The organism is Reyranella aquatilis (assembly GCF_020880995.1).
Lineage (GTDB): Bacteria > Pseudomonadota > Alphaproteobacteria > Reyranellales > Reyranellaceae > Reyranella > Reyranella aquatilis.
The window spans coordinates 671,704-691,956 of the sequence record NZ_JAJISD010000001.1 but is presented as its reverse complement, the minus strand read 5'-3'; the positions used below and the strand labels follow the sequence as shown (position 1 = coordinate 691,956).

Sequence of the window (20,253 nt, the reverse complement as noted above, 5' to 3'; positions counted from 1 at the left end):
AGCGAGGGTGGGGGGCTATGAACCGCCGCTGAAGCTGTTGATATTCCGCGATATTCCGGGAGCACCCTGTGTCCGACTCCGCCGCGTTCCATGAGATCGACGAGGCCGTCCGCAAGGACGAGATGAAGGAGTGGTGGAGCCGCTACGGGACTTGGGTCGTCGCGGGCGCCGTCGCCGTCGTCGTCGCAGTTACCGGATTCGTCGGCTGGCGCCAGTATGACCAGGCGCAGCGCGCAGCAGCGAGTGCGGCTTATTCGGCGGCTTTGGCCCAGATCGCGACGGATCCGGCGGCCGCGCGCGCCGAACTGGAGAAGCAGGGCGCGAACGCGCTCCAGCCCTACCGTTCTCTCGCCGCGATGGCGGCGGCCCAGCTGCTGCCGACGCTGGAGGAGCAGGTCGCCGCTCTTTCCGCCGTGGCGCCGAAACTTTCGGCCTCCGAACTCAGCGACCTCGCCATGGTGATCGCTGCCTTCAAGAGCATCGACACGCCGAAGGCCGAGGAGATGGTGGCGAAGCTAGAGCCGCTGGCGGGGGCAGACCGCCCATTCCGCCTGAGCGTTCGTGAACTCCAGGCGATGCTGGCAGCTCGCAAGGGCGACACCAAGCGTGCGAAGGAACTCTGGAACGAGATCGCCAAGGATCCCGCCGTACCGCAGGGTACGTCCCAGCGAGTCTCGGCGATGCTCAATCTCCACGGCGGCGCGGAGGCGAAGTAATCCGATGTCGAGCGTTATGCGTGCCGCCAACCCGCGTCTTCTTCTCGCCGCCGTCCTGATGGTGAGCGCCCTGTCGGGCTGCGATATCTTCGACAAGAAGAAAACCCCGCTTCCGGGCGAACGGGTTTCCGTGCTGGGCGACCGGAGGGATCTCGAGCCCGACAGCGACGTCGCCGGCTTGCAGGTCGTCCTGCCGCCGCCGACGGTCAACGACTCCTGGCCGCAGTCGGGAGGGTTCCCGAACAACGCCATGCACAATCTGGCGATCGGCGACTCGCCCCAGGTCATCTGGACGGCGGATGTGGGATCGGGCAGCGGCAGCACCCGCATCCTCACCACGCCTCCCGTCGTCGCCGAGGGCAAGGTGTTCGCCAAGGATGCCCAGGGAACGGTCTCGGCGTTCAATGCCGACACCGGCGCCCTGCTGTGGCGGGTTTCGCTCGCCCCGGAGAAAGCGCGCGATTCGGACGAGTTCGGTGGCGGCTTGGCCTATTATGGCGGCCGGCTGTTCGTCACGACCGGGTTCGCCGTGGTCTATTCGCTCGATCCGGCCACCGGCAAGGAAGACTGGAAGTCGACCGTCAGCGCGCCGGTGCGAGGCTCGCCGCTGGTGTTCGGCGACCGGGTCTTCGTGATCGCCATCGACAACAAGCTGCATGCGCTGGCCGCCTCGGATGGCTCGGATCTCTGGCAGTTCGCCGGCCTGCAGGAAACGGCAGGCTATGTCGGCGGCAACAGCCCGGCCGGGTCCGGCGACTATGTCGTCGCGCCGTTCACCTCGGGCGAACTGGTGGCGCTGCGCATCGACAATGGGCGGCCCGTCTGGAACGAATCGCTGATCGGCGCGCGCGCCGACATCCGTGCCTTCGGCAACCTCGCCGACATTCGCGGGCGCCCGGTGATCGACCGCGGCCTCGTGATCGCGATGGGCTCCGCCGGGCAGATCGCCGGCATCGATCTCCGCTCCGGCCAGCGCCAGTGGGACCGCAACATCGGCGGCAACCAGACGCCGTGGACGGCCGGGCGCTTCCTGTTCCTGATCACCGGCAACGCCGACGTCGTGGCCATGGTCCGCGACACCGGCAAGGTCCGCTGGGTCACGCCGCTCACGCGCTACGAGGACGTCAAGGCTCGCACGCCTGTCCTGTGGGGCGGCCCGGTGCTCGCGGGTGACCGTCTGCTTCTCACCAGCTCGCTGGGCGACCTGCTGGCCGTCTCCCCCTTCACGGGTGAGGTGCTGGGCAAGATCGACGTGCGCGACCGCGTCCGCCTCGGTCCCGTCATCGCCAACCGGACCATCTACGTCCTGACCGATTCCGGAAGACTCGTTGCCCTCCGCTGATCATCGCCCGCCGGGCCAGGGGCTTCGCCGGGTCGCCATCGTCGGCCGTCCGAATGTCGGCAAGTCCACGCTGTTCAACCGGCTGGTCGGACGCCGTCGCGCCATCGTGGACGACACGCCGGGCGTGACGCGCGACATTCGCGAGCAGCCCGCCCAGCTGGGCGATCTCGCGTTCATGCTGCTCGACACCGCGGGCTGGGAAACGGCCGGCGGCGAGGCGCTGGAGGCGCGGATGCGCCGCTTCACCGAGCGCGCTGTCGAGAGCGCCGACGTCGTTCTGTTCCTGATCGATGCCCGCTCGGGCATCCTGCCGCTCGACGAGAGCTTTGCGAGCTGGCTGCGCAAGCGTTCAGCCAAGGTGATCCTGGTCGCCAACAAGTGCGAAGGCCGCGCCGGACAGCAGGGGCTTGCCGAGGCGCACGGTCTCGGGTTGGGCGAGCCGATCCCGGTCTCGGCCGAGCATGGCGAAGGATTGAGCGACCTGCACGAGGCTCTGGGCCGTCACATCGAGCCGATGCCCGAAGAGGACGAGACGGCGGATGCGGAGGCGGTGGATCCCGATCTGGCCGACGTGCCGGAAGGACGCCCGCTGCTGCTGGCGATCGTCGGCCGTCCGAATGTCGGCAAGTCGACGCTGCTCAATCGCCTGGTGGGCGAGGAGCGAGTCCTCACCGGGCCCGAGGCCGGGATCACACGCGATTCCATTCGCGTCGAATGGGAGTGGAAGGGCCGTCCGGTTCGCCTGGTCGACACGGCCGGGATGCGCCGCCGCAGCCGCATCGAGGCCAAGCTCGAAGCCGCTTCGGTGGCCGATTCGCTCGACACGATCCGGCTCGCCGACGTGGTGGTCGTCGTGCTCGACGCGGCCGACATGGCCGAGAAGCAGGACCTCAACATCGCCGGCTGGGTGATCGAGGAGGGCCGGGCGCTCGTCATCGCGGTCAACAAGACTGACCTTCTGGCCGACGATCAGTCGGGCTCCGCGAAGCAGTGGCGCAAGCTGCGTGATCGCCTGGAAATGTCGTTCTCGCAGGTCAAGGACGTGGCCATCGTCGGCTTCTCGGCGCTGACCGGCCGCGGCGTTGAGCGGCTGCTGCCCAAGGTGTTCGAGACCTACGAAATCTGGAACAAGCGGGTCACGACGCCCAAGCTAAACCGTTGGCTGCGCGAGATGGAGACCCTGCATCCGCCGCCGCTGGCGAGCAACGGCCGCCGGATCCGGTTGCGCTTCATGACCCAGATCAAGCGCCGGCCGCCGACCTTCATCCTGTCGGTCAGCCAGCCGGACGAACTGGGCAACGACTATCTGCGGTTCCTGACGAACCGGCTGCGCGACGATTTCGACATGCCGGGCGTGCCGATCCGGCTCAGCATGCGCAAGCCGAAGAACCCCTACGAAGGGCGTCGCAAGCCCCAGCGGTAGCGCATTGGGGGGCTCCGAAGGCGTCCACCGGGCCGCATCGCGGCCGGTGGCAGAGACGCGCCTTGCCCGCGACCGACCTGCTGCCCTAGGCTTGCTTCCAACAAAGCCTAATAACGAGCTGCAGCGCAGCCGCCGACGGGATGAAGGGGTACCTGCAATGGATGTCCAATACGTAGCGCCGAAGACGCTGGACGAGGCGATTCGGGCATTTGCCGCCGCGGCCGGCTCAGGCCGGATCCTGGCCGGTGGCACCGACCTTCTGGTCCAGATGCGCAACGGCATCGTCTCGCCGGGCACGATCGTCGACATCAAGAAGATCGGCGAGCTGACCTCGATCGAGGAAACGAAGGACGGCGGTTTCCGGATCGGCGCGGCCGTCTCGGGCATGGTGCTGCGAGAGCATCCCAGGCTGAGCAAGGTCTGGCCGGGTGTTGTCGAGGCCGCCAACCTGATCGGCTCGACGCAGGTGCAGGGACGGGCCACGCCGGGTGGCAACCTGTGCAACGGCTCGCCGGCCGGCGACAGCGTGCCGGCCATGGTCGCGGCCGCGGCGACCGTTACCATTCAGGGACCGAACGGCCGACGCGAGATGGCCGTCGAGAAGGTGCCCAAGGGACCCGGCCGCCTCAACCTGGAGCCTGGTGAAATCGTCGTCTCCTTCAACCTGCCGCCGCGCGCCAAGGGGTCGAGCGATGCCTACCTGCGCATGATCCCGCGTACCGAGATGGACATTGCGGTGGTCGGTTGCGGCGTCAGCCTGACGATGGACAAGGGGACCTGCACAGCCGCGCGCGTCGGGCTCGGCGCCGTCGCGCCGACGGTGCTGCTGGTCGAGGAGGCCGCCAAGGCACTGATCGGCTCGAAGCTCGACGAGGCTGCATTGGCAAAGGCGGCTGCGGCCTGCAGTGCCGCCTGCCGTCCGATCGACGACAAGCGCGGCACCATCGCCTATCGCACCAAGGTGGCCGGCGTCCTGCTGAAGCGCACCGCACTCATTGCCGCCGAACGTGCGGGAGGAAAGTAAGACCATGGCGAAGCTCCACGTTTCCACGACCATCAACGGTGAGCCGCAGGAGTTCCTCTGCGACGCCGAGCAGAGCATGCTCGACGTGCTGCGCGGGCCGCTTGGCCTGACCGGCGCCAAGGAAGGCTGCGGCACCGGCGACTGCGGTGCCTGCACCATCACCCTGAACGGACGCATCGTCTGTTCCTGCTTGATGCTGGCAGCCGAGGCCGAGGGCCAGGAGATCGGTACCATCGAGGGCATGGCGGGCGAGGAACTGCATCCCCTGCAGCAGAAGTTCCTCGAATCGGCGGCGCTCCAGTGCGGTATCTGCACGCCGGGCGTCCTGATGGCGGCCAAGGCGCTGCTCGAGAAGAACCCGGACCCGACGGAGCATGAAGTCCGCTTCTGGCTGGCCGGCAACCTGTGCCGCTGCACCGGTTACGACAAGATCATCCGCGCCGTGATGGACACCGCCGCCGACATGAGGGCCGCCCGATGAGCACGACTGGGAGCACCAAGACCCCCGAGACCGCCAACGACAACAAGTGGATCGGCAAGCGCACGATCCGCCCGGACGGCGCCGACAAGGTAACGGGCCGCGCCGCCTACGCCGCCGACACCACGATGCCCGGCATGATCTGGGGCAAGGTCCTGCGCAGCCCGCACCCGCACGCGCGCATCAAGTCGATCGATACCAGCAAGGCGGAAGCTTATCCCGGCGTGAAGGCCGTGATGACGGCCAAGGACATCGTCAACTTCCCGATCGATAAGTCCGTTATGCTCGGCATTCAGGACATGCGTTGGATGTGCCGCAATGTCATGGCGCGCGAGAAGGCGCTGTTCGCCGGCCATCCGGTGGCGGCGGTCGCGGCGACCACCGAGAAGATCGCGGCGGAAGCCTGCAAGCTGATCGAGGTCGAGTACGAGGTGCTACCCTTCGTGATCGACGTCGAGGAGGCGATGAAGCCTGACGCACCGATCCTGCACGACTTCATCAAGTACAAGGACAAGCCGTCGAACATCGCCGGGACGCTGGAGCACAAGCTGGGCGACGTCGGCGAGGGCTTCGCCAAGGCCGACGTCGTCATCGAGCGCAGCTTCCGCACCCAGCCTGTCCACCAGGGCTACATCGAGCCGCATGCCTGTCTGGTCAGCGTCTCCGACGGCAAGGCCACGATCTGGAGCTCGAGCCAGGGCCAGTTCATGGTCCGCGCCATGTGTGCCTACCTGACGGGGCTGCCGCAGAACGACATCCGGGCCATCCCGGCCGAGATCGGTGGCGGCTTCGGGGGCAAGACCATCATCTATCTGGAGCCGCTGGCGCTGATCCTGGCCAAGAAGTCCGGCCGCCCGGTGAAGATGACGATGACGCGCGGCGAGGTGTTCCACGCCTCGGGCCCGACCTCGGGCTCCTACAGCACGGTCAAGCTGGGCGCGACCAAGGACGGCAAGCTCGTGGCCGCGCAGGGCACCTTCTGCCTGCAGGCCGGCGCGCTGCCGGGCTCGCCCATCCGGGGCGCCGCCGGCTGTGCCTTCGCGCCCTACGACATCCCGAACGTCCACTCGTTCGGCTACGACGTGGTGTCCAACCGCTCCAAGGTCGCGGCTTATCGCGCGCCGGGCGCACCGATCGGCGCTTACGGCGTCGAGTGTGTGATGGACGAGATGGCCGAGGCGCTGAAGATGGATCCGCTGGAGTTCCGTCTGAAGAATGCCGCCAAGCAGGGCACCAAGGCCGCGCACGGGCCGGTCTATCCGCGCATCGGCTTCGTCGAGACGATCGAGGAAGCGAAGAAGCACGCGCACTACACGACCCCGCTGCCCAAGGCGAAGAACGGCAAGCTCTACGGCCGCGGCGTGGCCTCGGGTTTCTGGTTCAATGCCGGCGGCGAGTCGAGCGCGCAGGTGAACGTCAACGAGGACGGCACCGTCGTCGTGATCACCGGCCATCCCGACATCGGCGGCTCGCGCGCCTCGACGGCCAACATCACCGCCGAAATACTGGGCATCGACTACAAGAAGGTTTCGGTGCTGATCGGCGACACCAGCGTCATCGGCTTCAGCAATCTGACCGGCGGCAGCCGCGTGACCTACGCCTCGGCCATGGTCGTGACGCAGTCGACGGAGAAGGTCATCACGCAGCTGCGTGAGCGGGCGGCCAAGATCTGGAAGATCGATCCCGACGCGGTCGTCTGGGAGAATGGCGAGGCCCGGCCAGCCGGCGACAATGCCGGCAAGTTCGAGCCGCTGAGCCTCGGCCAGATCGCGGCCCAGGCCAGCGCCACCGGCGGCCCGATCGGTGCCGGCCAGCAGCTCAACACGACGGGTGCCGAGGGCGGCTTCGCTACGCATGTCTGCGACGTCGAGGTCGATCCCGATCTCGGCATCGTACGGGTGCTGCGCTACACCGCCTTCCAGGATGTCGGCCGCGCGATCCATCCCAGCTATGTCGAGGGCCAGATCCAGGGCGGCGCCGCCCAGGGGATCGGCTGGGCGCTGAGCGAGGAGTACATCTACAACAAGGACGGCAAGCTCGATAATCCGAGCTTCCTCGACTACCGCATGCCGGTCAGCTCCGACCTGCCGATGCTCGATTCGGTGATCCTCGAGATTCCCAATCCGAAGCATCCGCAGGGTGTGCGAGGCGTGGGCGAGGTCCCGCTGGTGCCGCCGCTCGCGGCCATCTCGAACGCGGTCTACAACGCACTCGGCCGTCGTTTCTACAGCCTGCCGATGTCGCCGCCCAAGATCCTGGCGACCATGGATATGGCCGCGGATTAGAGTTTTTCCGCGCGACGTGGAACCACCTCCCCATTCCCAAGGGGAGGTGTCGACGTCTTGCGACGACGGAAGGGGCATGGGCTTAGCGATGCCCATAACCCCATCGCCCCCGTTGAAGGGAGATCAATGGCGCGTCAGTTGAGACCGGTGCGTTGCCGCACCGCTTCGTCGCCGGCGATCCACTCGCCGTTCATCGTGCAGCTGGGCATCGCGAGCTGGATCAGCGATTCGGCGTGCGCCTCGGGCGGAATCTGCAGGGACTCGTCCTCTCCCGGAAAGGCCTCGCGCCGCATGAAGGTTCGGGTCGGGCCGGGATTGAAGAGATTCACCTTCAGCGCGGTATGCGCGACCTCGGCGGCATAGACGCCGACCATCATGTCGAGCGCCGCCTTGCTGGCGGCATAGGCGCCCCAATAAGGCTGGATATGCCGGGACGCACCCGAGGTGACGAAGATGGCCCGGCCGGCGTCGGAACGGCGCAACAGCAGGTCCATCGACCGGATGAGGCGCCAGTTCGCGGTGACATTCACCGCCATCACCTGCTCGAAAATCTTGGGTTCGAAATGGCCCATCGGCGAGAGCGTGCCGAGAACGCCGGCATTGCCAAGCAGGATGTCGAGCCGGCCGAAGCGTTCGTAGAGAGCGAGGCCCAACCGGTCGATTCCCGGGCCGTCGGTAACGTCGAGAGGCACCAGCGTGGCCGAACCGCCGATCGCCTTGATCCGGTCATCGACCTCTTCGAGGCCACCGACCGTCCGCGCGACCAGGACGCAATGCGCGCCTTCCGATGCGTAGGCCAGTGCAGTGGCAGCACCGAGGCCGCGCGACGCGCCGGTGATCAGCGCGACGCGGCCGGCAAGACGGCCGACTTTGTCTTCGGTCATGGTGAAGGCCTCAGGCCGATTCGACGAGCAGGGAAAGCTGGCGATCCTCGACGCCGAGCACATCGTCGAGATCGATCGGATAGTCGCCGGTGAAGCAGGCGTCACAGAAGGCGGGGGAGGCGGCGTCGCGCCCGGGCAGTCCCATCGCGCGGTACAGGCCGTCGATCGAGACGAAGGCCAGCGAATCCACGCCGATGAACTTCGCCATGCCGGCAACGTCGTAGCGTGAGGCCAGCAGCTTGTCCTTGTCCGGCGTATCGATGCCGTAGAAGCAGGGATCGGTGGTCGGCGGCGCCGCGATGCGCATGTGCACTTCCTTGGCGCCGGCGTTGCGCACCATCTCGACGATCTTCATCGAGGTCGTGCCGCGGACGATCGAATCGTCGACCAGAATCACGCGCTTGCCCTCGATATGGGCGCGGTTGGCATTGTGCTTCAGGCGCACGCCGAGATGGCGGATGTGGTCGGCCGGCTCGATGAAGGTGCGGCCGACATAGTGGTTGCGGATGATGCCCAGCTCGAACGGCAGGCCCGACTGGGCGGCATAGCCGATCGCGGCCGGCACGCCGGAGTCCGGCACCGGGACCACGACGTCCGCGGGGATTGGGCTTTCCTTGGCCAGTTCCCGGCCGATGTTCTTGCGTGCGTCGTACACGCCGATACCCTCGACCTTGGAATCGGGCCGGGCGAAGTAGATGTGCTCGAAAACGCAGAAGCGGCGCTTCTGCTTGGCGAACGGCTTGATCGACCGAAGCCCGTTGCCGTCGGCGATGACGATTTCTCCGGGCTCGACATCGCGCACGAACCGCGCGCCGATGATGTCCAGCGCACAGCTCTCGGAGGTCAGGATCCAGGCATCGTCTAGGCGGCCGATTACCAGCGGGCGCACACCCATCGGATCGCGGACGCCGATCAGCGCCTCGTTGGTCAGCAGCAGGAGCGAGTAGGCGCCTTTGACCCTGCCCAGCGCGTCGATCAGCCGGTCGACGACGGTCGAGTAGTTGGACCGCGCGATCAGATGGTTGATCACCTCGGTATCGGTCGTCGACTGGAACAGGCAGCCGATGCGCACCAGTTCCTTGCGCAGCAGGTAGGCGTTGGTGAGATTGCCGTTATGGGCCAGCGCCAGCCCGCCGAAGTCGAAATCGGCGAAGATTGGCTGGATGTTGCGGTCCGAGGATCCGCCGGTCGTGGCGTAGCGGTTGTGGCCGATCGCGGAATAGCCGACCAGCTTTTCCATCACGGCCTGCGTGCCGAAAATGTCCCCGACCAAGCCGGCCGCGCGGTGATTGTGAAAGTGGCGGCCGTCGAAGGTGACGATGCCGGACGCTTCCTGGCCGCGATGCTGCAGGGCATGCAGGCCCAGCGCGCTGTGGGCGGCGGCATCTGACGTCCCGTAGATGCCGAACAGCGCACATTCCTCGTGAAACTTGTCGAGGCGGTCGTCGTCGTCGGAGCGTTTCGGGGTGCTTAGCACGGCGGGGTTATAGCTGGGGTGTCGCCCCGACGCCATCAAGGATAACTCACTGCGGCGGTTTGGTTTCGCCTGCGGGCGGCGAGGCAGCCGGCGCCGCGGCCGGAGCGGCGTTCGCAGGGGCCGAAGGAGCGGGCGCGGCCCGGTTGGCCGGCTGGATCACACCGCTTTCCATGCCCGGGCGTTGCAGCCGGGTGCGGAAGCCGGTGGGAAGCTGGGGCTCCACGAAGGTCGCCATCTCCCGGATCATGGGGAAACTGGCCGCGCCCTCGACCGCCGGCGGCAGCTGCCGCGGACCAAGATAGCCGTAGAACAGGAAGGCGGTACCCATGGCCACCCAAGCGCAGAGCACGCCGAAACCGGCGCCGAGGATCTTGTCGGGCTTGCCGAGCGGGCTGGCCCGGACCGAGCGGGACAGGACGCTGGTCAGCATGATCAGCACGATCAGGGCGGCGACGAAGACCGCCAGCATCGAGATAAAATAGGCCAGTTCCGTACTGCCGACGAGCTTCTCGACCTCCGGCTGAACGACGGCCGAAAAGCGCCAGGCGACCCAGCCGGCGCCGATCCAGGAGGCGATGAAGAGGACGGCATGAGCGAAGCCCGTGGACATGCCGATCACGGCCCCGAAAACGGCCACGGCAATTACGGCGACATCGAAAACGGTAATTCCCAGTTGCTCCATCGACCCCGTTCTCTCTGTGCCTAATCCTGATCCTGATCGCGCCTGCGATCCGACGCGCCTTCGCGGCGGCCCCGTTTTAGTGGCCGATCGGCCGGTTGGAAACGCGCCACAAGGTCCGATAGATGCTCAATTTCGTCAATGGCGATGCCCTCCGGCGGGCGCGGCGCCGGACCCGACCCGCCACGGGCCTGCGGTATCAGAGCGCTGCGAAAGCCGAGTTTGGCTGCTTCGCGCAAACGGGCCTCGCGTTGCCCGACTGGCCGTACCTCGCCGCCAAGGCCGATCTCGCCGAAAACCACCATGTCGCCCGGCACCTGCTCGTCGGCGAGCGAGGAGATGACGGCCGCCGCCACCGCGAGATCGGCGGCGGGCTCGCCGATCCGCAGACCCCCTGCAACGTTCAGGTAGACGTCGTTGGCGCCCACCGTGACGCCGCAGCGCGCCTCCAGCACGGCCAGGACCATCGCGAGACGGTTGGAATCCCAGCCCACCACGGCGCGCCTCGGAGTCGCCAGGGAGGAGGGGCTGACGAGGGCCTGGATCTCGACCAGGAGGGGGCGGGTGCCCTCGATACCGGCGAACACACAAGTGCCGGAGACGTGGCCCCGCCGGTCCGCCAGGAACAGCGCCGAGGGGTTGGCGACGTCGGCCAGGCCGCGGTCGGACATCTCGAAGACACCGATCTCGTCGGTTGGTCCGAAGCGGTTCTTCACCGTGCGAAGGATGCGGAACTGATGCCCGCGCTCGCCCTCGAAATAGAGCACCGTGTCGACCATGTGCTCGAGCACACGCGGTCCGGCGATGGCGCCGTCCTTGGTGACGTGGCCGACCAGCAGGACGGCGATGCCGCGCCGCTTGGCGAGTTCGACCAGCGCCTGCGCCGAGGCGCGGACCTGGGTAACGGTGCCGGGCGTCGAATCGACCGTGTCGAGCCACATCGTCTGGATCGAGTCGATCACCGCCACTTTCGGCGCGTCCGATCGCTCGAGCGACGCCACGATGTCGCGCACCGACGTGGCTGCAACCAGTTGTACCGGTGCATCGGCCAGCCCCAGGCGCTCGGCGCGCAGCCGCACCTGATCGACCGCTTCTTCGCCGGAGATGTAGGCGCAGGCGGTGTGCTGCCGGGCAAGGGCGGCAGCCATCTGGAGCAGCAGGGTCGATTTGCCGATGCCCGGATCGCCGCCGATCAGGAGCGCCGAGCCCACCACCAGCCCGCCGCCGCAGACGCGATCGAACTCGTTGATGCCGCTCTTCAGGCGGGGCGGCTGCGGGGTCGAGCCGGTGAGTCCGGTGAATTCGAGCAGCCTTCCGCGGCCGCCGCGTGTCAGGGCGCCGCCGGCGGGGCCCGGGGCGGGGGCCGCTTCCTCGACGATCGTGTTCCATTCGCCGCAGGATTCGCAGCGGCCGCTCCACTTGGTGGTGACGGCCCCGCAGGACTGGCAGACGTAGCGCTTGAGCGGGCGTGCCACGCTCAGAGCTTCCGCACCTGCATCCGGATCGGACCCTCGGCCCGGCCGTGGATGAACTGGTCGACATGGGCGTTGCCGGACCGGTCGATCTCGGCGACCGGTCCCTGCCAGATCAGCTTTCCTTCGTAGAGCATGCCGATGCGATGGCCGATCTTGCGGGCGCTCGCCATGTCGTGGGTGATCGACACGGCGGTAGCTCCGAGATCGCTGACGCACTTCACGATCAGGTCGTTGATGACGTCGGCCATGATCGGATCGAGGCCGGTGGTCGGTTCGTCGAAGAAGATGATCTCGGGTTCGCGGGCGATGGCGCGGGCGAGCGCGACGCGCTTCTGCATGCCGCCTGACAGTTCGGAGGGAAAGAGGTCGCCGATTTCCGGGCCGAGGCCGACGGCGCCAAGCTTTGCGATGGCGATCTCGCGGGCACGGGCGGGGGCCATGCCGTCGCTCTGGATGGGCCCGAAGGCGACGTTCTCCCAGACCCGCAGCGAGTCGAACAGCGCACCACCCTGGAACAGCATGCCGAACTTGCGCATGACGCGCGCCCGGTCGCGGCTGGAAAGGTCCGCAGTCTCCTCGCCGTCGATCTTGATGGAGCCGCTGTCGGGACGCATCAGGCCCAGGATGCACTTCAGCAGAACCGATTTTCCGGTGCCGGAGCCTCCGATCACGACCATCGATTCGCCGGGCGCGACGTCGAGCTCTATTCCCTGCAGCACCTTCTTGGGCCCGAAAGCCTTGTGGACGCCGCGCAGCGAGATCTTGGGAGACGCCATGGGAAAGGGCCGATCAGCGCGCGAAGAAGGCTTCGGTGATGAAGTAGTTGAACGTCAGGATCAGGATCGAGGCCGAGACCACCGCGCTGGTGGTCGCCATGCCGACACCCTGGGCGCCGCCGCGCGACGTGTAGCCGTGGTAGCAGCCCATCAGGGTGATCAGGAAGCCGAACACGGCCGCCTTAACCAGCCCGGAGAACACGTCCTGGAACTGCAGGAAGTCCATCGTGTTGCGCAGGTAGGCCACGTCGTTGAAGTCGAGCTTGTAGACGCCCACCAGGAAGCCGCCCAGCACGCCGATGATGTCGGCAATCAGCACCAGGAACGGCAGCGTGATGATGCCCGCGATGAGCCGCGGCACGACGAGATACTTGAACGGATCCGTCGACAGCGTGGTCAGCGCGTCGATCTGCTCGGTGACACGCATGGTGCCGATCTCGGCCGCCATCGCGGCGCCGACGCGGCCGGCGACCATCAGGCCGGCGAGCACCGGACCCAGTTCGCGGGTCAGCGAGACCACGACGACGTTGGGGATGGCGCTTTCAGCGGAGAAGCGCGCGAAGCCGGTGTAGCTCTGGAGCGCCAGCACCATGCCGGTGAAGATCGCCGTCAGCCCGACGACCGGCAACGAATAGTAGCCGATCTCCATGATCTGGCGGAGGATCTGCTGGCGATACCAGGGCGGCTGCAGCCCCTGGCGGATCGCCTGGAAGGCGAAGGACGAGACGCTGCCGATCGAGGCCAGGAAGGCCAGCGTCATCCGGCCGAGGACCGTGATCAGCGGGATGCTCACGGCGCCTCTCCTGTTTCTTCGGTCGGCGCATCGGCGTAGCCGTCGACATAGGCGCGGTGGTAGCGCCGGCCGAGCGCCGTCATGACTTCGTAGGCGTTGGTCCGGGCGTGATCGGCCAGGTCGTCCGGCGTCAGGTGAGGCCCCAGCACCTCGACCATCGAGCCGGCTTGGCACTCGGCCTCCGGCACGTCGGTCACGTCGATGGTCACGAGGTCCATGGAAATCCGGCCGATCACGGGCACCTTGCGTCCGGCAAGATGGACCTGGGTGCGGTTGATGAGGTTGCGGAAATAGCCGTCCGCATACCCCAGCGCAATCGTGGCGATACGGCTGGGCCGCGCCGACCGCCAGGCGCCGCCATAGCCGACGGTCTGGAAGGCATCGATGCGCCGGGTCTGCAGGATGTGTGCCCTGAGCGTCACGACACTCAGCATCGGGTTCGGCTGGCCGGGAAGCGGATTGATGCCGTAGAGCGCTGCGCCCGGGCGCAGCAGGTCGAAGTGGTAGTCAGGCCCGAGGAAGATGCCCGAGGAGTTGGCGAGGGAGGTCGGCGCACCCGGCATGGCACGCACGAAGGTGCGGAAGCGGGAAAGCTGCTCGCCGTTGATGGGATTGGAGGTTTCCTCGGCGGCGACGAGATGGCTCATGATCAGGGCGAGCCGCAGGCCGCGCAGGCGGCCGCGCTCGTTGATCAGGACCTGTGCATCCTCCGCGCCGAAACCCAGTCGGTGGAGGCCCGTGTCGAGATGGACCACCGCGTCGAGCGCCTGGTTGAGGCGCTGGGCCGCCGCCCGCCAGGCGTTGAGCTGACCCAGATGGTTGAGGACCGGAATCAGCCGGTGGGCCACGAAATCGCCCTCGGTGCCCGGCAGGAGGCCGTTCAGCACGTAGATGGGCGGCTCCGGCAGCACGCGCCGCAGGGCGATGCCCTCGTCTATTTGCGCCACGAAGAAATGACGACAGCCTTCCGCCGCCAGCCGGGGGCCGACCAGGGCCGCCCCGGTGCCATAGGCATCGGCCTTCAGGACCGCGGCGCAGTCGATCGGGCGGCCCGTCGCGCGGCCGGCATCGCGCAGACCGCGCCAGTTGGCGGCAATCGCACCAAGGTCGATCGAGAGGATTGCCCCGGCCCGTCGCGCGGCTTCTTCATCGGCAGGAATTGACACGAGGGGACCTTAGAACGCGGAGACGGGCTCGTCAGCAACGCCATCGAGGTTGCCGAACTTCGTGAACTGGCCTTCGAAGGACAGACGCACGATGCCCGTGGGACCATGACGCTGTTTGGCCACGATGACCTCGGCCTTGCCATAGGTCTCCTCGCAGCGCTGCTTCCAGGCGTCATGGCGCTCGTTGAACTTCTGGTCGCTCTCCTCGGCGCGCCGCGCCGGCTCGGTGCGGGTCAGGTAGTATTCCTCGCGATAGACGAACATCACGACGTCGGCATCCTGCTCGATCGATCCCGACTCACGGAGGTCGGCGAGCTGCGGTCGCTTGTCCTCGCGCTGTTCGACGGCGCGCGACAGCTGCGAGAGCGCGATCACCGGCACGTCCAATTCCTTGGCCAGAGTCTTGAGGCCGCGGGTGATCTCCGAGACCTCCTGAACGCGGTTCTCCTGCCGGCTCTTTCCCGAGGGATTCAGCAGCTGGAGGTAATCGACGATGATCAGGCCTAGTCCGTGCGTGCGCTTCAGTCGCCGGGCGCGCGTCCGCAGCGCGGCGATCGACAAAGCGGGCGTATCGTCGATGAAGAAGTTGAGGTGCTCGAGTTCGTGGCTGACGTTCATCACCCTGTCGAACTCGGTGCTGTTCATCTCGCCCTTGCGGATCTTCTCCGAGGACAGTTCCGCCTGTTCGGAAAGCATGCGGGTGGCCAGCTGTTCGGCCGACATTTCCAGCGAGAAGAAGCCGACAACCGCGCCATCGACCGCCTTGGGATGGCCGTCGACGATCTCCTCCCGATAGGCCTTCGCGGCATTGAAGGCGATGTTGGTGGCCAGCGCCGTCTTACCCATCGACGGACGACCGGCGAGGATCAGCAGGTCGGACCTGTGCAGGCCGCCCAACAACTGGTCGAGCTGGAACAGGCCCGTGGCCACGCCCGTCAGCTTGCCCTCACGGTGGAACGCGGCCTCCGCCGCCGTCATTGCTTCGGTGAGGGCGGTACGGAACGGCTTGAAGCCGCCCTCCGTCTGGCCGGTCGTGGCGAGGTCGTAGAGCTTCTTTTCGGCGACCTCGATCTGCTGCAGGGCGGTTTCATCGACGTCGCCCGAGAAGGCACCGTTGACGACGTTCTCGCCCAGATCGATCAGCTGGCGGCGCAGATAGAGATCGTGGACGGCCCGGCCGAAGGCGGCGGCGTCGATCACATGCACGGACGCGGCGGCCAGACGCGCGAGGTAGGCCGCACCGCCGGCTTCCTTCATCGCTGCGTCCTGCTCGACGTAGGTCTTGAGAGTGACGGCGCTCACGACCTGACCGCGCTCGATCAGGCGCATCAGCGAATCGTAGAGCTTGCCGTGAAGGGGGTCGGCGAAGTGCTCGGGACGCAGGAATTCGGCGACGCGCTGGTAGGCGGCGTTATTCACGAGAATCGCGCCCAGCAGCGCCTGTTCCGCTTCGAAATTGTGCGGCGGCTCGCGCAGGCGGGCATCGTCGGCGCCGGGCAGGCGGGTGACGTTCGAGGACTCTTTCAGCGGCTCCATCACATGTCTTTGCCCAAGTTGGCGGGGGGTTCACCAGCGCAAAGAAACTTGAGGGGGAGATATCCACGGCGAAAGGAGGATAGGTCCTCAGTCGGCAGCCATGGACCCTGGCATGTTCTCCAGCCGTTCTCCAGCGGCCATGTAATCTCGCGTCAGCGGCACGGCGTCCTGGCGGCGGGCGATCTGAATTTGGAACACCATCTGGTTCATGTACCGGAAGGCCACTTCGCAGCCCGCCAGATAGAATTCCCACATCCTGCAGAAACGATCGTCGTAGCCGGACAACTGCTTGATTCGCTCCCGGTTCTCGAGGAATCGCTCGCGCCACTGTCGCAGAGTCTCCGCATAGTGAAGGCGCAGCACCTCGATGTCGGTCACCCACAGGCCGGCTTTCTCGATCGCCGCCAGGACTTCCGACAGGGCAGGCGTGTAGCCACCGGGGAAAATGTACTTTCGCAGCCAGGTGTTGGTGCCGCCCGGCGGCTCCATGCGTCCTATGGAGTGCAGCAGCATGACACCGTCGTCGGCGAGGAGGTCCTTCACCTTCCTGAAGTATTCCAGGTAGTGGGCCGATCCGACATGCTCGAACATGCCGACCGAGACGATCCGGTCGTAACGGCCTGGCTCCTCGCGATAGTCCAGCAGCTTGAACCGAACCCTCTCGGCAGCACCTTCTTCGGCGGCGCGGCGGCTGGACACCGCGTGCTGTTCGCGCGAGAGGGTGACGCCGGTCACGTCGACACCGAAGTTGCGGGAGAGATAAAGCCCCATGCCGCCCCAGCCCGAGCCGATGTCCAGCACCCTCTGGCCGGGCTTCAGCAGCAGCTTGGCCGCGATGTGCATTTTCTTGTCCGTCTGGGCCTTCTCCAGTGGCTCGTCGCCGTTCCTGAAGTAGGCGCAGGAATACTGGCGGTCCCGGTCGAGGAAGAAGTCGTACAGTTCGCCGCGCAGGTCGTAGTGGTGGGCGACGTTCTTCTGCGCCTTTCCGACCGGATTGTACTGTTCGATGACGCGCAGCCATCGCTGGACCATGTAGGAGCAGCGCAGGACCGGTGTCGCTTCCACGGCGGCGATGTTGCGGCCGAGCAGGTCGAGAAGGTCGTAGAGATTGCCGTCCTCGACGGTCAGGCGGCCGTCCATGTAGGCCTCGCCCAAAGCCAGTCTCGGCCGGAGCGCGATCCTCAACCCCGTCCACCGATCGTGGAGACGGAGCGACACGACAGGGCCGGGTTTGGGGCCGGCAAGGCGATATGACCGGCCTGCCTCATCGATGATGGTCAGCCGGCCTTCGCCAATCACTTGGGAAAGGACCTGTGCGAGCAACACATCGTCACTCCAGCGATCACCTGACCAAATTTTAGCCCCAATAACTTTTGCGAGGCAAAGGGGAAGCGTCTGAAAATTGCACGCAGCGATGTGAATAATTCGCATTTGAATTGCGCGGGGAGTGCTGTGGTGTTATCGGGAATTGATACTTACTCGCAGCGGAGGAAAGCGTGAAAAGACGTGCGCTTATCAGGACCGGATTGGCCTTTGGAACCGGTGCGTTTCTCGCGCGACGCGCCTGGGCGCAGGGCGGCACGCTGAACATCTACTCCGCCCGTCACTACAACACCGACGAGGCGCTTTACGGAAATTTCACGGACCTGACTGGCGTCAAGATCAACCGGATCGACGCCGAACCCGACCCCCTCGTGCAGCGCCTGCGTACGGAAGGCGACAAGAGCCCCTGCGATCTCCTGATCACGACCGACGCCGGTCGCATCGAAAGGGCGCGCGAGATGGGCCTGCTGCAGCCCGTCAACTCGCCCGTTCTCCTGAGTGCTGTGCCCGCGCATCTGCGCGATCCTGACAACAACTGGTTCGGCTTCTCCAAGCGCGCCCGTGTGATCTTCTACAACAAGGAGAAGGTGACGGCGGCCGATGCGCCCAAGACCTACGAAGCGCTGGCCGACCCGAAGTGGAAGGGCCAGATCCTGATCCGCCCCTCGGGCCACATCTACAATCAGTCCCTGGTGGGCTCGCTTCTGGCCGCCCTCGGGCCCGAGAAGACCGAGGCGTGGGCCAAAGGCGTCGCGGCCAACCTCGCGCGTCCGCCGCGCGGCGGGGACACCGACCAGCTCAAGGGGGCCGCGGCGGGCGAGGCGATGCTCGCCGTGTCCAACACCTACTACTACGTGAACCTGCTGCGCTCGAAGAAGCCGGAGGATCGCGAAGTCGCTGCGAAGCTTGGAGTCGTGTTCCCCGACCAGGCCGGTCGCGGCACGCACGTGAACATCAGCGGCGGCGCCGTGGCCAAGTACGCGCCCAACAAGGAAGCCGCCGTCAAGTTCCTCGAGTATCTCGTGTCGGTGCCGGCGCAGCGCTACTTCGCAGAAGGCAACTCGGAGTTCCCGGTGGTGGCCGGCGTCGAGATGTCGCCGGAGCTGAAGTCGCTCGGCACCTTCAAGGAGGACCAGCTCAATGCCCGGGTCTTCGCGCAGAACAATGCCGAGGCCCTGAAGATCATGGACCGGGCGGGCTGGAAGTAGGCTGTCCGCCGGCCGGCGATCCGGCAGCCACGGCGCGGCTGAGCAGGATCACCGGCGCCAGCGAGACGAGAACGATCACGATCGCGCCGACGGCCGCCTGGGCAAGGCGCTCGTCGGACGCGAAGCGGAAGACGCCGATCGCCAGCGTGTCGAAATTGAATGGGCGAATCAGCAGCGTTGCGGGCAACTCCTTCAGGACTTCCACGAATGCGACGATCCCTGCCGTGAGAGCTGGGGTGCGCAGCAGCGGAAGATGGATGTATCGCATCACCTGATTGGGCCGCGCGCCCAGTACCCGTGCACTTGCATCCATCGCCGGATCGATTGCGGCCAGCCCGGGCGCGACGTTGGCCATGCCGACGGCGAGGAAACGAACTGTATAGGCGAGCAGGAGGGCGAACGCGGTTCCGCTCAGGAGTAGCCCCGTCGGCACTCCGAACAGTGCTCGTGACATCAGATCGATGCCGCGGTCGGCGACGGCCAGCGGCAGCAGAACGCCGACGGCGATGACGGCACCGGGAATGGCGTAGCCCAGCGAGGCGAACTCGATCGTCCGATTGAGTGCGCGGCGACGCACCAGTCGCCCCGCGTAGCTCAGGAAAAGCGCCAGCCCGACGATGATGACAGCCGCTACGGAGGCGAGAACGAGGCTGTTGACGGCATCTCCGAGGAAACGGTGGTCCGCCACCGTCGCGCCGGATCTCAGGGCCAGCTGCGCCAGATGAAACGTCGGCAGGGCGAAGCCCAGCAGGACCGGGAGGCTGCAGGCGATCAGGGCTGCGATCCCGCGACCGACGGTCAGGCTGGCCGGTTCGGCGCGATGGCGAAGCCCCGAGGCGATGGCGAAGCTCGCGCGCCCGCGCGAATGCCGTTCGAGCAGGATCAGAGCGATGGCGATGGCGATCAGCACAATCGATATCTGCGCTGCGCCCTCGCGATTTCCCATGCCGTACCAGGTCCGATAGATCGCCGTCGTGAAAGTGTGAACGCCGTAATATTGAACGGTGCCGAAATCGGCCAGCGTCTCAAGTAAGGCCAGCGCCGCGCCCGCCGCCACGGCCGGGCGAGCCATCGGCAGGCCGATGTGCAGGAAGGTGCGCCAGGGGCCGTTGCCCAGGATGCGGCTGGCTTCGAGCAGCGCGTGCGACTGGGTCAGGAACGCCGCCCGGGCGGCAAGGTAGACGTAGGGATACAGGACCAGCGTGAACAGGAAGGCGACGCCCGCCGCGGAGCCGAAGTCGGGGAACCAGTACTCGGTCCGCGACCAGCCGGTCGCGGCCCGCAGGCCGGACTGCAGAGGGCCGGCGAAAGCCATCAGATCGGCATAGGCGTAGCCGATGATGTAGGTCGGCAGGACGAGGGGCAGCAACAATGCCCATTGCAGCACGCCGACGCCGGGAAAGCGGCACATCGTCACCAGCCACGCCGTGCCGGTGCCTAGCACGACGGTTCCCACGCCGACTCCGAACAGCAGGACCACAGTGTTGCCGACGATGTCGGCGAGCTGCGTCTCGGCGAGGTGGCGCCAGAGATCCGTCTGATCGGTGAACAGGCTGGAGCCGATGCCAAACAGCGGCAACGCCACGATCGCTGCCACCGCCAGGGCGCCCAGCCGCCAGATCACGGACGCACCAAAAGAAAACGCATGCCATCGCGGTGCGATGGCAT

At 66.6% G+C, this 20,253-nt stretch carries 17 protein-coding genes; 7 read left to right on the top strand and 10 right to left on the bottom strand.

Annotated elements, in window-relative coordinates:
• The first annotated feature begins 68 nt into the window (after positions 1-68).
• The 6 genes from LJ725_RS03350 to LJ725_RS03325 all read left to right on the top strand — a co-directional run bounded on the left by LJ725_RS03350 (position 69) and on the right by LJ725_RS03325 (position 7,268).
• Positions 69-716, top strand: coding sequence for a tetratricopeptide repeat protein (locus LJ725_RS03350; RefSeq protein WP_230549194.1), 648 nt, complete (start codon positions 69-71; stop codon positions 714-716).
• Positions 717-720: 4 nt separating this feature from the next.
• Positions 721-2,058, top strand: a complete 1,338-nt coding sequence (locus LJ725_RS03345) for an outer membrane protein assembly factor BamB family protein (protein WP_230549193.1) — start codon at positions 721-723, stop codon at positions 2,056-2,058.
• Complete coding sequence (gene der, locus LJ725_RS03340) at positions 2,045-3,481, top strand: ribosome biogenesis GTPase Der (protein WP_230549192.1); 1,437 nt, start codon at positions 2,045-2,047, stop codon at positions 3,479-3,481. The genes LJ725_RS03345 and der overlap by 14 nt, the downstream gene beginning before the upstream one ends.
• Positions 3,482-3,638: 157 nt before the next feature.
• Positions 3,639-4,505, top strand: a complete 867-nt coding sequence (locus LJ725_RS03335; protein WP_230549191.1) for an FAD binding domain-containing protein — start codon at positions 3,639-3,641, stop codon at positions 4,503-4,505.
• Positions 4,506-4,509: 4 nt separating this feature from the next.
• Positions 4,510-4,986 (top strand): (2Fe-2S)-binding protein, encoded by a 477-nt coding sequence (locus LJ725_RS03330; protein ID WP_230549190.1) that lies wholly within the window; start codon positions 4,510-4,512, stop codon positions 4,984-4,986.
• Positions 4,983-7,268, top strand: coding sequence for a xanthine dehydrogenase family protein molybdopterin-binding subunit (locus tag LJ725_RS03325; protein WP_230549189.1), 2,286 nt, complete (start codon positions 4,983-4,985; stop codon positions 7,266-7,268). Before LJ725_RS03330 ends, LJ725_RS03325 begins: the two co-directional genes overlap by 4 nt.
• Positions 7,269-7,402: 134 nt before the next feature.
• Here the strand turns inward: LJ725_RS03325 and LJ725_RS03320 are convergent, their stop codons facing one another.
• The 9 genes from LJ725_RS03320 to LJ725_RS03280 form a co-directional block, all read right to left on the bottom strand.
• The gene (locus tag LJ725_RS03320) at positions 7,403-8,152 is read right to left on the bottom strand and encodes an SDR family NAD(P)-dependent oxidoreductase (protein ID WP_230549188.1); all 750 of its coding nucleotides are present in this window, start codon (positions 8,150-8,152) and stop codon (positions 7,403-7,405) included.
• A 10-nt stretch (positions 8,153-8,162) separates the two neighbouring features.
• Entirely contained in the window at positions 8,163-9,665 is a 1,503-nt protein-coding gene (gene purF / locus LJ725_RS03315) for an amidophosphoribosyltransferase (protein WP_230549187.1), read from the bottom strand.
• Between the two features lie 10 nt (positions 9,666-9,675).
• Positions 9,676-10,311, bottom strand: coding sequence for a CvpA family protein (locus LJ725_RS03310; RefSeq protein WP_230549186.1), 636 nt, complete (start codon positions 10,309-10,311; stop codon positions 9,676-9,678).
• A gap of 20 nt (positions 10,312-10,331) precedes the next feature.
• Positions 10,332-11,783: a DNA repair protein RadA gene (radA, locus tag LJ725_RS03305; RefSeq protein WP_230549185.1), complete on the bottom strand. Its 1,452-nt coding sequence runs from the start codon at positions 11,781-11,783 to the stop codon at positions 10,332-10,334.
• A 2-nt stretch (positions 11,784-11,785) separates the two neighbouring features.
• Entirely contained in the window at positions 11,786-12,559 is a 774-nt protein-coding gene (locus LJ725_RS03300; RefSeq protein WP_230549184.1) for an ABC transporter ATP-binding protein, read from the bottom strand.
• Positions 12,560-12,572: 13 nt separating this feature from the next.
• On the bottom strand, positions 12,573-13,352 hold the full coding sequence (locus tag LJ725_RS03295; RefSeq protein WP_230549183.1) for an MlaE family ABC transporter permease: 780 nt from the start codon (positions 13,350-13,352) through the stop codon (positions 12,573-12,575).
• Complete coding sequence (alr, locus tag LJ725_RS03290; protein ID WP_230549182.1) at positions 13,349-14,518, bottom strand: alanine racemase; 1,170 nt, start codon at positions 14,516-14,518, stop codon at positions 13,349-13,351. The genes LJ725_RS03295 and alr overlap by 4 nt, the downstream gene beginning before the upstream one ends.
• A gap of 9 nt (positions 14,519-14,527) precedes the next feature.
• Positions 14,528-16,054 (bottom strand): replicative DNA helicase, encoded by a 1,527-nt coding sequence (locus tag LJ725_RS03285; RefSeq protein ID WP_230549181.1) that lies wholly within the window; start codon positions 16,052-16,054, stop codon positions 14,528-14,530.
• A gap of 87 nt (positions 16,055-16,141) precedes the next feature.
• The gene (locus tag LJ725_RS03280) at positions 16,142-17,194 is read right to left on the bottom strand and encodes a cyclopropane-fatty-acyl-phospholipid synthase family protein (protein ID WP_329958336.1); all 1,053 of its coding nucleotides are present in this window, start codon (positions 17,192-17,194) and stop codon (positions 16,142-16,144) included.
• A gap of 356 nt (positions 17,195-17,550) precedes the next feature.
• On the opposite strand from LJ725_RS03280, the gene LJ725_RS03275 reads away from it, so the two are divergent.
• Positions 17,551-18,585: a Fe(3+) ABC transporter substrate-binding protein gene (locus LJ725_RS03275; RefSeq protein WP_230549179.1), complete on the top strand. Its 1,035-nt coding sequence runs from the start codon at positions 17,551-17,553 to the stop codon at positions 18,583-18,585.
• Here LJ725_RS03275 and LJ725_RS03270 read toward each other — a convergent pair.
• On the bottom strand, positions 18,560-20,209 hold the full coding sequence (locus LJ725_RS03270) for an ABC transporter permease (protein ID WP_230549178.1): 1,650 nt from the start codon (positions 20,207-20,209) through the stop codon (positions 18,560-18,562). The two genes, LJ725_RS03275 and LJ725_RS03270, sit on opposite strands and share 26 nt — an antisense overlap.
• Between the last annotated feature and the right edge of the window lie 44 nt (positions 20,210-20,253).

Bases quoted from the DNA above. Each gene is read 5' to 3' on its own strand.
- LJ725_RS03345 (WP_230549193.1), top strand. From the start codon at position 721: ATGTCGAGCGTTATGCGTGCCGCCAACCCGCGTCTTCTTCTCGCCGCC.
- LJ725_RS03335 (WP_230549191.1), top strand. From the start codon at position 3,639: ATGGATGTCCAATACGTAGCGCCGAAGACGCTGGACGAGGCGATTCGG.
- LJ725_RS03330 (WP_230549190.1), top strand. From the start codon at position 4,510: ATGGCGAAGCTCCACGTTTCCACGACCATCAACGGTGAGCCGCAGGAG.
- LJ725_RS03325 (WP_230549189.1), top strand. From the start codon at position 4,983: ATGAGCACGACTGGGAGCACCAAGACCCCCGAGACCGCCAACGACAAC.
- LJ725_RS03320 (WP_230549188.1), bottom strand. From the start codon at position 8,152: ATGACCGAAGACAAAGTCGGCCGTCTTGCCGGCCGCGTCGCGCTGATC.
- purF (WP_230549187.1), bottom strand. From the start codon at position 9,665: ATGGCGTCGGGGCGACACCCCAGCTATAACCCCGCCGTGCTAAGCACC.
- LJ725_RS03310 (WP_230549186.1), bottom strand. From the start codon at position 10,311: ATGGAGCAACTGGGAATTACCGTTTTCGATGTCGCCGTAATTGCCGTG.
- LJ725_RS03300 (WP_230549184.1), bottom strand. From the start codon at position 12,559: ATGGCGTCTCCCAAGATCTCGCTGCGCGGCGTCCACAAGGCTTTCGGG.
- LJ725_RS03285 (WP_230549181.1), bottom strand. From the start codon at position 16,054: ATGGAGCCGCTGAAAGAGTCCTCGAACGTCACCCGCCTGCCCGGCGCC.
- LJ725_RS03280 (WP_329958336.1), bottom strand. From the start codon at position 17,194: ATGGACGGCCGCCTGACCGTCGAGGACGGCAATCTCTACGACCTTCTC.